General features: G+C 69.3%; 11 protein-coding genes and 1 other RNA gene. 8 read left to right on the top strand and 4 right to left on the bottom strand.

Annotated elements, in window-relative coordinates; genetic code table 11:
* Positions 1 to 30: 30 nt before the first annotated feature.
* Positions 31 to 825: a peroxide stress protein YaaA gene (gene yaaA / locus JOD52_RS08035; protein ID WP_204409353.1), complete on the bottom strand. Its 795-nt coding sequence runs from the start codon at positions 823 to 825 to the stop codon at positions 31 to 33.
* Positions 826 to 944: 119 nt separating this feature from the next.
* Between yaaA and rnpB the strand changes: the two genes are divergently transcribed.
* From rnpB to JOD52_RS08020, 3 genes are all read left to right on the top strand, one after another.
* Positions 945 to 1,302, top strand: an RNA gene (gene rnpB, locus JOD52_RS08030) — RNase P RNA component class A.
* A 480-nt stretch (positions 1,303 to 1,782) separates the two neighbouring features.
* Positions 1,783 to 3,345 carry an IS21 family transposase gene (istA, locus tag JOD52_RS08025; protein ID WP_204408388.1) on the top strand — a complete coding sequence of 521 codons (1,563 nt, stop codon included), beginning with the start codon at positions 1,783 to 1,785 and terminating at the stop codon, positions 3,343 to 3,345.
* A complete protein-coding gene (locus tag JOD52_RS08020) occupies positions 3,342 to 4,088 on the top strand; it encodes an ATP-binding protein (protein WP_338124028.1) in 747 nt (248 codons plus the stop codon). Before istA ends, JOD52_RS08020 begins: the two co-directional genes overlap by 4 nt.
* 175 nt (positions 4,089 to 4,263) lie before the next feature.
* Here JOD52_RS08020 and ppgK read toward each other — a convergent pair whose 3' ends face one another.
* Together ppgK and map are read right to left on the bottom strand one after the other, a co-directional pair.
* Positions 4,264 to 5,217, bottom strand: a complete 954-nt coding sequence (gene ppgK / locus JOD52_RS08015; RefSeq protein WP_017822477.1) for a polyphosphate--glucose phosphotransferase — start codon at positions 5,215 to 5,217, stop codon at positions 4,264 to 4,266.
* Positions 5,218 to 5,291: 74 nt separating this feature from the next.
* The gene (gene map / locus JOD52_RS08010; RefSeq protein WP_042342708.1) at positions 5,292 to 6,179 is read right to left on the bottom strand and encodes a type I methionyl aminopeptidase; all 888 of its coding nucleotides are present in this window, start codon (positions 6,177 to 6,179) and stop codon (positions 5,292 to 5,294) included.
* A 38-nt stretch (positions 6,180 to 6,217) separates the two neighbouring features.
* Between map and JOD52_RS08005 the strand changes: the two genes are divergently transcribed.
* On the top strand, positions 6,218 to 6,442 hold the full coding sequence (locus tag JOD52_RS08005) for an SPOR domain-containing protein (RefSeq protein WP_204409351.1): 225 nt from the start codon (positions 6,218 to 6,220) through the stop codon (positions 6,440 to 6,442).
* A 71-nt stretch (positions 6,443 to 6,513) separates the two neighbouring features.
* On the opposite strand, the gene panB is transcribed toward JOD52_RS08005, so the two are convergent.
* Entirely contained in the window at positions 6,514 to 7,341 is an 828-nt protein-coding gene (gene panB / locus JOD52_RS08000) for a 3-methyl-2-oxobutanoate hydroxymethyltransferase (RefSeq protein ID WP_017822480.1), read from the bottom strand.
* A gap of 194 nt (positions 7,342 to 7,535) precedes the next feature.
* On the opposite strand from panB, the gene JOD52_RS07995 reads away from it, so the two are divergent.
* The 4 genes from JOD52_RS07995 (at position 7,536) to JOD52_RS07980 (ending at position 13,701) form a co-directional block, all read left to right on the top strand.
* On the top strand, positions 7,536 to 8,162 hold the full coding sequence (locus tag JOD52_RS07995) for a hypothetical protein (RefSeq protein WP_204409349.1): 627 nt from the start codon (positions 7,536 to 7,538) through the stop codon (positions 8,160 to 8,162).
* 91 nt (positions 8,163 to 8,253) lie between these two features.
* Positions 8,254 to 9,591: a glutamine synthetase family protein gene (locus tag JOD52_RS07990; protein WP_204409347.1), complete on the top strand. Its 1,338-nt coding sequence runs from the start codon at positions 8,254 to 8,256 to the stop codon at positions 9,589 to 9,591.
* On the top strand, positions 9,591 to 12,710 hold the full coding sequence (locus JOD52_RS07985; protein WP_204409345.1) for a bifunctional [glutamine synthetase] adenylyltransferase/[glutamine synthetase]-adenylyl-L-tyrosine phosphorylase: 3,120 nt from the start codon (positions 9,591 to 9,593) through the stop codon (positions 12,708 to 12,710). Before JOD52_RS07990 ends, JOD52_RS07985 begins: the two co-directional genes overlap by 1 nt.
* Positions 12,711 to 12,783: 73 nt before the next feature.
* A complete protein-coding gene (locus JOD52_RS07980) occupies positions 12,784 to 13,701 on the top strand; it encodes a PD-(D/E)XK nuclease family protein (protein ID WP_204409343.1) in 918 nt (305 codons plus the stop codon).
* Positions 13,702 to 13,751: the final 50 nt, after the last annotated feature.

Below are 13,751 nucleotides of genomic sequence, written 5' to 3'. Positions count from 1 at the left end.
CTCGGGGGCAGCCCCGAGACCTCCGAGCTTTCAGCCCACGCGATCCACGACCACCAGGCGGTCGCCGTCCAGCTCGACCCCGAGCGTGTCACCGAACCCGGCGCGCAGCTGGTCCACCACCTCGTCCGGTGTGGTGGCAGGTGCCGGGGCGTCCAGCAGCACGCGCGTGACCCAGCCGCGGTACCGCTTCGCGTCGTGGGAGACGACCTTGCGGACCCCGTCCTTCTCCTGCACGGGTGCGACCTCCAGCACGCTGATCCCCGCTGCTGAGCTCGACGGTGTGCGCGAGCGCATCGGCATCATGCTGCGGTAGGCGCCGGAGCGGGAGTCGACCACCACGGGGGCCGGGCCGTCGGCCGTCTCATCGAGCAGCCGCGCACCCAGCGGTCGCAGGTGCCGCGCCCACCAGGTGGCGGCCTTGCCCAGGCGCGCCACCGTGGAGCCGGCGGAGAGCCGGTAGGCGGGGATCCTGTCGGTCGATGCGTCGACCACGCCCAGCAGTGCGCTCTGGATCAGCACGCGCCTGTCATCGTGGATCGTGACGGCGGGATCGAGCTGGTCGAACAGCACCCCGGAGTAGACCGTGAGCGGCGCCCCCACGGGCTCTCCCTCGATCGCTGCCATCCGATCCACCAGTTCCGGGGAGGAGGCGGGCACGCCCAGCTTCTGCGCGGCGTCCTTGGCGGCGGCGGTGCGCTGGACTGCACGCAGCATCGTGCGCCGGGGCTCGGTGAGGGTGGTGAACGCGAGACTGTCGAGGTCCAGGACGGAACCGGAGCGCTCAGGGCGGGTCTTGGTCTCCGAGGGAGGCAGCAGGATCAGCACCCCACCATTGTGCGAGATGAGGCTGGACGAGATAGGAACCGGCCACCGAGAGGTTCCGCACGCCTCGTCGTCCCGGGCGCCGGTGGCCCCACGGGGCCGGGCTTAGAATCGGCGGTGGACCAGTCGGCCGGGCAGTCGCGTCCTCGATGCTCGCATCGGGGCCGAGGAAAGTCCGGGCTCCAACCGGCACGGTGGTGGGTAACGCCCACCCGGAGCGATCCGCGGGACAGTGCCACAGAGAGCAGACCGCCGCAGCCGCTTCGGCGGCAGCGGTAAGGGTGAAAGGGTGGTGTAAGAGACCACCGCGGCCTCGGTGACGAGGTCGGCACGGCAAACCCCACCGGGAGCAAGGTCAGACAGGGAACGCTGAGGGCGCCGGCCCGAGTTCCCGGGTAGACCGCTGGAGGTTGTCGGCAACGGCGATCCGAGATGGATGACTGCCGATCACAGAACCCGGCTTACAGGCCGACTGGTCCACCACACCCCAGGGACGCTGTTCCCCACTGTGCATACACAGATGTGAGCGCGGGGCCCCCACAGATGTGAGCGCGTGAGAAACATGCCCGCAGCAGGAAGTGCAGACGTCGCTCCGGGACCCTCATCATCACCAGCCCTACCGGTCACCGCCACTTCTCGGCGGTCCCCAGCCAGTTCACCGGGATCGTCCAAGGCGCCGGCACCCTGGAGGGAGCCGGCATCGCGCACCGTGAATGAGAGGCTCGACGAGACCCCGAAGCTGAGATGCAACCCGGAGAAATAGACGGGCCGCGGAGAAAGGGCGCGGCCCGGAGATGGTGAATATTCGCCTCGCTGGGGTCCGCTGATCGAGGGTTCGGGTGCCACGTCGCTGCCGTAGCGGTGGCGTCGTTCGGGACCACCAGTGGTGTCGTTGGGGCCGCTCTGTCTACGCTCCTTCCGCCGTGTGTATAGGGCACGCGGCGGAAGGAGCAATCTGGAATGGTACGGAAGATCAGGGCGAAGCTGGTGCTCCAGCTGCGCGCAGAAGGTCTGTCGGGGCGAGCGATTTCGTCCTCGCAGGGCATGTCCCGCAAGTCCGTGAGGGCGGTGTTCGAGGCCGCTGACGCTGCAGGGATCGGGTGGGGCGATATCGCGGACGTCGCCGATGAGCAGGTGTATGCCCGGTTGTTCCCGGGCCGGGGCGAGCACGAGAGCGTGTTCGCACAGCCGGACTGGGAACAGGTCCATCGAGAGATGGCCAGGGTCGGCGTGACGCTGAAGCTGTTGCACGGCGAGTACTTCGACGCGACCACGGCGGCTGGGGATCCGGCGATGGGGTATGACCGGTTTTGCCGCACCTACCAGCACCACGTCATGGTCACCGGTGCCGCTTCGAGAGTCGGTCACAAGGCCGGCCAGAGCGTGGAGGTCGACTGGTCCGGCCCCACGATGGAGCTGGCCGATCCGGTCACCGGCGAGGTCTCGAAGGTGTTCTTGTTCGTTGCCTGCCTGCCTTTTTCTCGTTACGCGTTCTGCTTCCCGGCGCTGGATATGCGCCAGGAGTCCTGGCTGCGAGCGCACGTAGCGATGTTCGAGGCGCTGGGCGGGACGGTCCCGAGGATCGTTCCGGACAACCTCAAGACCGGTGTGGTGAAGCACCCCCGCGAGGGCGAGATCGTCCTGAACGATGCGTATCGCGAGATGGCAGCGCATTACTCGGCGGCGGTGCTCCCGGGGAGGGTGCGGAAACCGAAAGACAAGGCGAGCGTGGAGAACACCGTCGCGCACGTCGCGACCTGGGTCATCGCCGGGCTGCGGGATCAGCGATTCACGTCCCTGCCCGAACTTGCAGCCGCCATCGGGCAGCGGATGGAGGCCTATAACGCGGAGCCGTTCCAGAAGCGGCCCGGATCCCGCGCCAGCGTGTTCGACGCGGAGGAGCGGCCGCTGCTGACGCCGCTGCCGGCGGTGCCCTACGAGATCTCGACATGGCACTACGGACGACGAGTGGGCAGGAACGGGCACGTCACGTTCGCGCGGAACTTCTACTCCGCGCCGTTCGCGCACATCGGCGCGAAGGTCGATCTGCGCATCACGGCCCGGACGCTGGAGATCTATCAGGGCAGCCAGCGACTGACCAGTCACCTGCTGCTCCCGGAGACCGCGAGCAATGAGTACCGCACCAACGACGCGGACCTACCTGCGGGCGAGCGTTTCCAGGCCTGGGACGCGCAGAGGGTGCGGGCGTGGGCAGATCGGGTCGGGCCGGCCACGGTGATCGTGATCCAGCGGATCTTCGAGTCCGTGCCGATCGTGGAACAGGGCCTGGATCCCGCGTTGGCGGTGCTACGGCTCTCTCGCCGCTTCTCCGTAGATCGGGTCGAGGCGGCCTGCGCACTCGCGCTGACGGGACGGGTCCGTTCACCGCGCTATGCGCATCTGCACCCGATCTTGGCCACCGGGCAGGACAAGGTCGCCGCCCTGCGTCCACCCCGCGAGGAACCCGCGGAAGACGGCGGATACGTCCGTGGCGCCGACTACTACGCCGGAGGTGTCCGGTGAGCGTGATCGATAACGACACGAAGCGGAAGCTGCGCGAGATGGGCGCGACCGCGCTGCTGGACGCGATCGATGCCCAGGATGAGGCTCACGTGCTGGGGATGTCGTTCCAGGAACGGCTCCAGCTGATCGTGGACGAGGCGCATTCCATCTTCAATCATGGAAAGGTCGAGGGTCTGATCCGCCGGGCGGGGCTGCGTTATCCCGGAGCGGACCTGCGGCGGCTGGATCTGGTCGAGGAACGGGGACTGAACCGGAACGTGATCGCGCAACTGGCAACCTGCTCCTTCATCCAGCGGCAACAGAACGTGGTCTTCCAGGGCTTCACCGGCTCAGGGAAGTCCTACCTCGGCTGCGCGCTGGCGAAGCAGGCCTGCCAGCACCGGCTCCGAGCCCACTACATCCGAATGCCCGACCTCGAAGAGGCCTGGGCCCTGGCAAAGGACAAGCCGCAGGGCCAGACGAAGTTCCTGCGGAAGTACTCCACGTTCTCGCTGCTGGTGATCGACGAGTGGCTGCTGGACCATCCTGACGAGGGAATGCGTTCGATGCTGCTGGAACTGCTCGAGCGCCGCTATGACACCGGCTCGACCGTGTTCTGCACCCAGTACCCGAAGAAGGACTGGCACGCCCGGCTCGGTGGAGCAGTCCACGCCGATGCGATCATGGACCGCATCGTGCACAACACAATCTGGATCGACACCGGCGACAGGAACATGCGAGAACACACCGCACTGCCCCAGTGACCCGATGCCGGCGGGAGCCAGTGGTCCCCACCGCGGCGGCTACTGGCCCCCGTCGGCACGATCGGCGGTCCCCAAGAGCAAGATTCGGTGGCTCCCACGACTACGAATACTCAGATGGAGACGGGCCCACCCGCACCAAGTGCGAATGGGCCCGTATCTTGCAGAAGTCTGGGACCTACTTTTTCTTGGAATCGGAGCCCTTCGACTTCTTCGCCTTCTTGTCGGCGTCCTTGCGTGCCTTCTTCGCGGCCTTATCCGACTTCTTCTCCGCCTTCTTGTCGGCCTTCGTCGAAGCCTTCTCGACCTTCGCCTCGGCCTTCTCAGCGGCGATCCCCGCCTTCTTGCGGCCCTTGCCGGAGGCGGCCTTGATCGTCTCGTCCTCGGCGCGGCGAGCCAGCACCGCGGCACCGATGATGCCGGCCTCATTGCGGAGGTCCGCCGGTACGATCGGCGCGCGCAGATCCAGCAGCGGCAGGAACTTCGCGTGATGCTTGGAAACGCCACCGCCCACGATGAACAGGTCGGGGTTGAACAGGAACTCCAGCAGAGAGTAGTACTCCTGCAGGCGCTCGGCCCATGCCTTCCAGTTCAGGTCCTCGCGCTCGCGCACGGACTCGGCCATGTACTTCTCCGCCGCGTCACCGTGGAAGGGGATGTGGCCCAGCTCCGTGTTGGGCACCAGACGGCCGTCCACGAACAGGGCGCTGCCCACGCCGGTGCCCAGGGTGGTCATCAGCACCACGCCCTTCTTCCCACGGCCGGCGCCGAACTCCATCTCGGAGATCCCGGCGGCATCCGCATCATTGACCACGAACACGTCGTGACCGGTGCGCTCGGTGAACAGGGCATCCGCGTCGGTATCGATCCAGGACTTGTCCACGTTGGCGGCGGTCTTGGCCACGCCGTGCTGGATCACCGCAGGGAAGGTGACGCCCACGGGCATGCCCCGCTCCACGCCGAAGGAGTCCAGCAGCTCCTTGACCGTGTCCGCCACAGCGTCGGGGGTGGAGGGCTGCGGGGTGGGGATCCGCAACCGGTCAGCGGCCAGTTCGCCGGCCTTCAGGTCCACGGGGGCACCCTTGATGCCGCTGCCGCCGATGTCGATGCCGAAAGCCGTCGTGCTGCTCATGTTCTCTCCTCGAAACGGTAGTGCAACCGCACCAGTGTGGCAGAACCGTCACCGGCCTGCGCTGTCAGCAGTGCTCACACCACCGTCAGCAGCTCAGGACCCTCCGGGGTCATCACCATGGTGTGCTCGAACTGGGCGGTGAAGGAACGGTCCTTGGTGACCACGGTCCAGCCGTCGTCCCACATCTCCCACTCCTGTGCACCGATCGTCACCATCGGCTCCACCGTGAACGTCATGTTCTCGACGATCTCGTCGTCGAACATGGGGGCGGAGTCGTAGTGAGGGATCACCAGGCCGTTGTGGAAGCCCTCGGCCACGCCGTGACCGGTGAAGTCCCGCACCGACTCGTAACCGAACCTGCCCACGTACTTCTCGATCACGCGCCCGATCACATTGACCTGGCGGCCGATCTTCGCCGCCCGGATCCCGCGCATCATCGCCTCGTGGCTGCGCTCCACCAGCTCCTGGACGCGGGGGTCCACCTCGCCCACCAGGAAGGTGGCGTTCGTGTCGCCGTGCACGCCGTGGATGTAGGCGGTGACGTCCACGTTGAGGATGTCACCCTCCTGCATCACGGTGGAGTCCGGGATGCCGTGGCAGATCACCTCGTTCAGGCTCGTGCAGCAGGACTTCTCGAAGCCCAGGTACCCCAGGGTCGAGGGGTAGGCGCCCTCGGAGACCAGCACATCGTGCACCACGGCGTCAATCGCATCGGTGGTCACGCCCGGTCGGGCGGCCTCGCCGGCGGCCTGCAGGGCGAGTGCCGCGATACGGGAGGCTTCCCGCATCCGCTCGATCACCTCGGCGCTCTGCACCTTCGGGCCCGAGTCCGAGACGGCCTCGTCCTTGTCCACGTACTCCGGTCGTTCGATGCGCGCCGGCACGGCGCGACGGGGGCCGACGGTGCCCGGCACCAGTGCGGCACGTCCCTCGGGACGGATCCAATCCTGCTCTACAGTCATGGGTGCAAGTCTCTCACCGACGAGGAGAGGAGTCCGCCGTGGCCGGACCCGCAGAGTTCTACTACAACCTCACCAACGGCACCGTGGAGGAGGGGCGACAGTCCCACGGGAGCGAGCTGATGGGCCCCTACGCCTCCCGTGAGGAGGCCCAGCGCGCCCTGGACAAGGCCGCCGCCCGCAACGAGGAGTGGGAGGACGAGGACGAGAAGTGGGAGGACTGGGGCGAGCCGCCCGCCGAGGGCGTCAGCCCCGAGGCGCGCTGAGCCGGACTCATCGGCCGACTCGTTTCCCGGCGCCTGGCGCGCGAATCGCCGCTGAGCGCCTCGTACTCGACTTACTCGAACGAGTGCTCCGCAGCGGGATAGGTGCGGGACCCGACCTCCTCGCGGTACTCCGCTGCGGCGCGCTGCAATTCGGCGCGCAGGTTCGCGAAGCGCTTCACGAAGCGTCCCTCGAAACCGGACAGCCCTGCCATGTCCTGCCACACCAGCACCTGGCCGTCGCAGTGGGGGCCGGCGCCGATGCCGATCGTGGGGATCGACAGCACCTCGGTGATGCGTGCCGAGACCGCGGCAGGCACCAGTTCCAGCACGATCGCGGAGACCCCGGCCTCCTGCAGCGCCAGGGCGTCCTCCGCGAGCCGATCCGCACCGGCCTGATCGCGTCCCTGCACCCGGTGCCCGGACAGCGCATTGACGGACTGCGGGGTGAAACCCAGGTGCCCCATCACCGGGATGCCGCTGTCCACCAGCGTGCGCACATGCGGGGCGAACGCCTGCCCGCCCTCGAGTTTGACCATCTCGGCGCCTGCCCGCACCAGTTCGACGCCATGGCGCACCGCATCGGCCGGGCCCGTCTGGTAGGTGCCGAAGGCGAGGTCCGCCACGATCAGCGGCCGGTGGACGCTGCGTGACACCGCGCCGGTGAAGGCGACCATGTCCTGATGGGTGGTGGCCGTGGTGGATTCGTGCCCCAGCACCGTGGTGCCCACCGAGTCGCCCACCAGCAGCACGTCGATGCCGGCGGCCTCGAATACCTGCGCCGAGAACTGGTCGTACGAGGTGAGCATGCTGAACGGCCTGCCGCGCTCCTTGGCGTCCTGCAGGTGCCGGATGCGCACCTTCGCGGGGCCGACGGATCCGCTGCCGGAAGCGGTGGTCATGAGGGGCTCCTGGGGGATCGGGAAGAGAACTGATCCCCACCAGCCTACGTCGCGGGCAGGGACTGATCGGTGACAGCGGTCGGCACGTCCGGTCGGCTCGGCATGCGGAGAGCACGATGCGCCCTCAGCGGTGCTGTGGCACGCTGGCCGCGGAACCACGAAAGCGAGAACCGATCCACAGGGAGGGCCGACACATGTCGACCACGATGCGTACCTCGTTCCGCACCGCAGCACGCACAACCGCACACCGTGCAGGCCGGACGGCAGCGGTGGGCCTGGGCGGCCTCGCTCTTGCCCTGGGCGCTGCCGCCTGCACAGGCGGCGACGACGAGCCGGCCGCCCCGCCCGCCGCTGAGGAGACGGCGGAGGCGGAGCCGACCACGGAGCCGGCGGAGGAGCCGACATCCGAGGAGCCCGCGGACGAGCCCACCGGGGAGTCCTCGGCCAGCGACGGCGGTGGTGACGCGAAGGTGTCCGAGCAGGACCTCACCGTCGCCAAAGAGCGCTTCGTGTCCTTCATGCAGGTCGTCGATGATCCCGACTACGAGGCTGCCTGCGGCTACATGCTCGACCCCTCCACCGGTGAGCCCCCTGTCGGGGCCGAGCTCGCGGCCTGCGCCGAGAGCCTGGAGCAGGAGCTAGGGTCATCGGTCGATGTCGAGCCCGGCACCTTCGATGCGCTGGACGCCTCGATGGTGGAGGCGAACGCCGATGACTCCGGTGCCGTCACCATCAGCTTCGGCGGCTCCCAGTTCCCGGTGCCGATGACCAAGCACACCGACGGGCAGTGGTACTTCACCAACCCCGACCTGGGTGGCTGATCGGGAGAGCCCGAGCAGGAACAGCACCTGCCCCGTCGTGTCGGCCCCGGAATCCCCAGCGGACCCCGGGGCCATGCGGCACACTGGCGCCATGGAACAATTCCACGACGACGTCATCCGCCAGGTCGCCGAGAGGGACGTGCGGTTCATCCGCCTGTGGTTCTGCGACATCGCCGGCACCCTGAAGTCCATCGCGATCTCACCGGCGGACCTGGAGACCGCGTTCACCGAGGGCATCGGGATCGACGGCTCCACCATCGAGGGCCTCACCCGCAGCTACGAGTCCGACATGCTGCTGCGGCCGGACCCGGGCACCTTCGAGGTGCTGGCCTGGCGCGGTGACTCCGATGCCACCGCCCGCATGATGTGCGACGTGCTCTCGCCCGACGGGGAACCAGCCGCATCCGACCCCCGCCGGGTCCTCAAGGAGGCCCTCAGCGCAGCCGAGAAGCAGGGTCTGGAGCTGTACGCCCACCCCGAGATCGAGTTCTACCTCTTCCAGGAGCACTACCAGCCCGGCCACAAGCTGCGGCCCATCGACAACGCCGGCTACTTCGACCACGTGCACCGCGGCCAGGGACAGGACTTCCGCCGCAGCGCGATCCAGAACCTGGAGGCGATGAACATCCAGGTGGAGTTCTCCCACCACGAGAACGGCCCCGGACAGAACGAGATCGATCTGCGCTACGCGGACGCCCTCACCACGGCCGACAACATCGTCACCCTCCGCACCGTGGTCAAGGAGGTGGCGCTGTCCATGGGGCAGGTGGCCACCTTCATGCCCAAGCCGATGATCGAGCACCCCGGCTCCGGGATGCACACCCACCTGTCCCTGTTCCAGGGCGGGAAGAACGCCTTCCACGAGCCCGGTGCCGAGTACGGGCTCTCCCGTACCGGCCGGCAGTTCATCGCCGGCCTGCTGCGGCATGCACCGGAGTACTGCGCGGTCACCAACCAGTGGGTGAACTCCTACAAGCGCCTGTGGGGGGCGCAGGAGGCCCCGAGCTACGTGTGCTGGGGCCACAACAACCGTTCCGCCCTGGTCCGGGTCCCGTTCCACAAGCCCACCAAGGGCACCAGCTCCCGGGTCGAGTTCCGCGGCGCCGATTCCGCAACCAACCCCTACCTCGCCTTCGCGGTGCTGCTGGCCGCGGGCATGGCCGGCATCGAGGGGGAGTACGAGCTGCCCGAGGGCGCCGAGGACGCGGTGTGGGAGCTCACCGAGAACGAGCGCCGCTCGATGGGCATCGAACCGCTGCCCACCGACCTCTTCCGCGCGCTGGAGACCTTCGAGTCCTCCGAGCTGATGGCCCGCACCCTCGGGGAGCAGGTGTTCGAGTTCTTCCTGCGCGACAAGCGCAACGAGTGGAACCGTTACCGCGAGCAGGTCACCGAGTACGAACTGGCCTCCACCTTCAGCAGGATCTGATGAGCGAGCCGCCTACCACCACCGGTGCCCTGGCGCGCCTGGGCTTCAGTCGCACCGACAGGGTGCAGCGCTTCCTTGCCGAGCCGGCCCTGGAGGGCCTGGGCGAGGGCGGGGCGGAGGCCATCGGCGCCACGGCCGACGGCGACGACGCGGTGCTCGGTCTGCTGCGGCTGGCGGAGGCCGCACAGTCCGGTGGGCACGACGCACTGCTGCAGGAGTTCCTGAGCAGTGTCGGCGAGGACGGCAGTCCCGGGCACCGCCTGATCACCCTGCTGGGCACCTCGGTGGCGCTGGGTGACTTCCTGGCTCGCCATCCGGAGCAGCTCGAGGCACTGCGCAGTGACCAGGACGCACTCACGGTGCCGGCGAGCCAGGTGCGCGAGGACCTCCTGCGGGCCGTCGGCGCCGATCCTGATGCCGACGTCCCGGTGGCCGGCGCCACCGGGCGCGAAGCACGCGATGCCTTGCGCGTCGCATACCACGCCCGGCTTCTGCAGATCGCTGCGGCCGACGTCAGCGCCGAGGACCCCACCGAGGTACAGCCTGCCGTCTCGCAGTCCCTCTCCGACCTCGCCGATGCCGCGCTGGACGCCGGGGCAGCGGCCTCCCGCGCCGCTGTGGACGACCACGAGAGGGTGCGCTGGACCGTGATCGCGATGGGCAAGACCGGTGCCAGGGAGCTCAACTACATCTCCGACGTGGACGTGATGCACGTGGTCGCCCCCGCGGCAGGGGACACCGACGCTGCGGTGAACGAGGACGAACTGGTGCGCACCGGCTCGGCCCTGGCCCGGGAACTGGCCCGGGTCTGCTCGGACCGCACGGCCGAGGGCACCCTGTGGCAGGTCGATGCGAACCTGCGGCCCGAGGGCAAGGACGGCCCCCTGGTGCGCACCCTGGACTCCTACCGCCGCTACTACGACAAGTGGGCCGACTCCTGGGAGTTCCAGGCCCTGCTGAAGGCCCGCCCCGCCGCCGGTGACCAGGAGCTGGGACGCGACTTCGCCGGGATGGTGGCGCCCTGGGTGTGGAAGGCGTCGCGCCGCGAGGGCTTCGTGGAGGACACCCGGGCGATGCGCCGCCGGGTGGTGGCCCACATCCCCCGTTCCGAGGCGGAGCGCAACATCAAGCTGGGCCCCGGCGGTCTGCGGGACGTCGAGTTCACGGTGCAGCTGCTGCAGATGGTCCACGGCCGCACCGACGAGGACATCCACGCCCGCTCCACTCTGGAGGCCCTGGCCCGGCTGGGGGAGGGCGGCTACATCTCCCGCAGTCACGTGACCGAACTGGACGAGGCCTACCGCTTCCTGCGCAGCGTCGAGCACCGCATGCAGCTGCATCGACTGCGTCGCACCCAGGTGATGCCCACCTCCGACGCGGACAGGCGCCGGCTCGCCCGCACGATGCGGCTGACCCCCGGCGAGTTCCACCGCCGGTACGAGGCCACCCGCCGCCGGGTCCGCCAGCTGCACGAGGAGATCTTCTACCGCCCCCTGCTGGTGACCGCCTCCCAGCTCAGCGACGGGCAGATCCGGCTCAGCCCCGAGGACGCCCAGGCGCGCCTGGCAGCGATCGGCTACCGCGACCCGGGGCGGGCGCTCGGCCACATCGAGGCCCTCACCCAGGGCATCTCCCGTCGCGCCTCGATCCAACGGCAGCTGCTGCCGGCGATGCTGGAGTGGTTCGCCGACGGCATCGACCCCGACATGGGCCTGCTGGCCTTCCGCCGGCTCTCCGACGAGATCGGCTCGGCCCACTGGTACCTCGGGCTGCTGCGCGACTCCGGGCTGGCCGCCAAGCGCCTCACCCGGGTGCTGGCCGGCAGCCGTTTCGTCGGTCAGCAGCTCGAGCAGGTCCCCGAGGCAGTGCGTTGGCTGGCGCGGGACGAGGACCTGCGGCCCCTGGAGCGAGACGTCCTGGGCCGCGAGTTCCTCGCCGTGATCACCCGGGTCGAGTCCGTGGAGGCCGCGCAGGACCTGCTGCGCCGCACCCGGCGACGTGAGCTGATGCGCATCGCCCTGGCGCACCTGGTGGGGCTGATCCGGCCCGAGCAGGTGGCAGCCGCACTCACCGACCTGGCCGAGGCCGCCCTCGAGGCCGGCCTGCTGGTGGCCTACCACGCCGTGGCCAAGGAGCGCTCCGTGATCGGGGAGAGCACCGACCCGCTGGATCTCGAGGGCGATCCCGGCGGTGAGGGCGCGGTGGACGAGGGCACTGCCCACGAGCTGCGGGAGCGGCGCTCCGACCCGGCCCGTGCGCTCGGCGTGGAGATGGCGATCCTGGCCCTGGGAAGCTTCGGTGCCCGCGAGATGGGGTACTCCTCAGACGCCGATGTGCAGTTCATCGCCGTGGACCGCGGCGCCGGCAAGGACACCGGTCAGATCGCCGTCGCGATCGCCACGCAGGTCCAGCACATCCTCAACGCCCCGGCTGCTGGGGCCGACATGAAGGTGAATGCGGATCTGCGACCCGAGGGGCGCAACGGCCTGCTGGCGCGCAGCCTGGAGGCCTGGACCGAGTACTACCGCCGTGACGCGCTGACCTGGGAGAAGCAGGCCCTGCTGCGGGCGCGCCCAGTGGTGGCATCCGAGGAGCTGGCCGAGCGCATCCAGGCCGAGCTGGACCACCACCGCTACCCCGCGGACGGCCTGAGTCCCACCGCGCGTCGCGAGATTTCCCGGATGAAGGCCCGGATCGAGTCCGAGCGCCTGCCGCGCGGAGCGGACCCCTCCCGGCACGTGAAGCTGGGCCGCGGCGGGATGACGGACGTGGAGTGGACCGCCCAGGTGCTCACCCTCGAGCACGCGGCGGAGCATCCCGGACTGCGGACCACCACCACTCTCGAGGCGCTGCGGGCCGCGTCCGAGGCCGGCGTGCTGTCCGAGCGCGAGGTGCGGGAGCTGGCCGATGCCTGGACCCTGGCCTGGCAGGTGCGGCGCGGGCTGTTCCTGTGGAAGGGCCGCGAGGGAGCAGTGCTGCCGTCGGACCGCATCGAGCTGCGGGCCCTGGCGCGGTTGATCGACGGGGATGACGGCTCCGCCTCTGAACTGGAGGAGCGGTACCTGCGGCAGACCCGTCGGGCACGCCACATCGTCGAGCGCGTGGTGTTCGGTCTCTGAGCCAGAGCGGCGCGTACCCTGGACCGCGTCCCTGCCGCCCCCGTGCGGCCCTGCCGTGCCCTCCTGAGGAGCCATGACCAGCCCGAAGCTCAGCGCCGACACCCCGCGCGGCCGCATGTACCGACTCGAGCCCGACGGCCCGCTGATGTACCCCTCGATCACCACGGTGGCGGGGATGCGGGCAAAGGACCACCTGCAGGGCTGGTACGCCACCATGGCCTCGAAACGGGCGCTGGAGATGTACGCCTGGCTGGACCGCAATCCCGAACGGGCTCCGGCCGAGATCTCCCGCGTGTCCCGCGACAAGTGGGGCACCCAGAAGCGGATCGCGGCCGCGGCCGAGGAGTACACCCGCAGCGCAGCCGACTTCGGCACCTTCGTGCACACCCTGTGCGAGCTGTGGGGGACCAGCGGCACCCGCCCCGACCGGGCTGCCATCACCGAGGTCGCCGCGCAGCAGCGCGAGGCGAGCGGCGCCTTCGCCGCCGAACGCGACCTGGACGGCCTGCTGGACCGCGCCGCGCAGCGCCTGGACGGCTACGGTGCCTTCCTCGACGACTTCCAGCCGGAGTTCGTGGAGGTGGAGCAGACGGTGGTCAACCACACCGTGGGCTACGCCGGCACCACCGATGCGATCGTGCGAGTGGGCGGCACGCTGCTGAGCGCGGACATCAAGACCTCCAAGAAGGTGCGCGGCGACTACGCCCTCCAGGGGGTGGCGGTGGTGCGCGCTGAGCAGCTGCTGGACGACGACGGCACCACCCGGGAGATGCCCGAGCTGACCGGTGCGTTCGTGATCCATCTGCCCGAGGGCGGCGGGTACGCCGCCGTGCCGCTGCGCACCGGCGACGCCGAGTTCGAGGTGTTCCGCTCCCTGCGCCGCTCCTGGTCCTTCGCCCCTGAGGAGTGCGCCCTGGGCAAGGCGAAGGACCCCAAGGCGCTGCTGCTGTCGCTGCTGCGCACGAAGGACGGGCTGGACGCACTGGGCTGAATGCCCGTGCTCGGATGACTCCTGCTGGGCGCCGTTCCGCTCCTTGTTAC

The sequence above is a fragment of the Brachybacterium muris genome, from assembly GCF_016907455.1.
GTDB lineage: Bacteria > Actinomycetota > Actinomycetes > Actinomycetales > Dermabacteraceae > Brachybacterium > Brachybacterium muris.
Note: the sequence above shows the minus strand (reverse complement) of the source record. Positions and strands in the feature narration are given on the sequence as shown.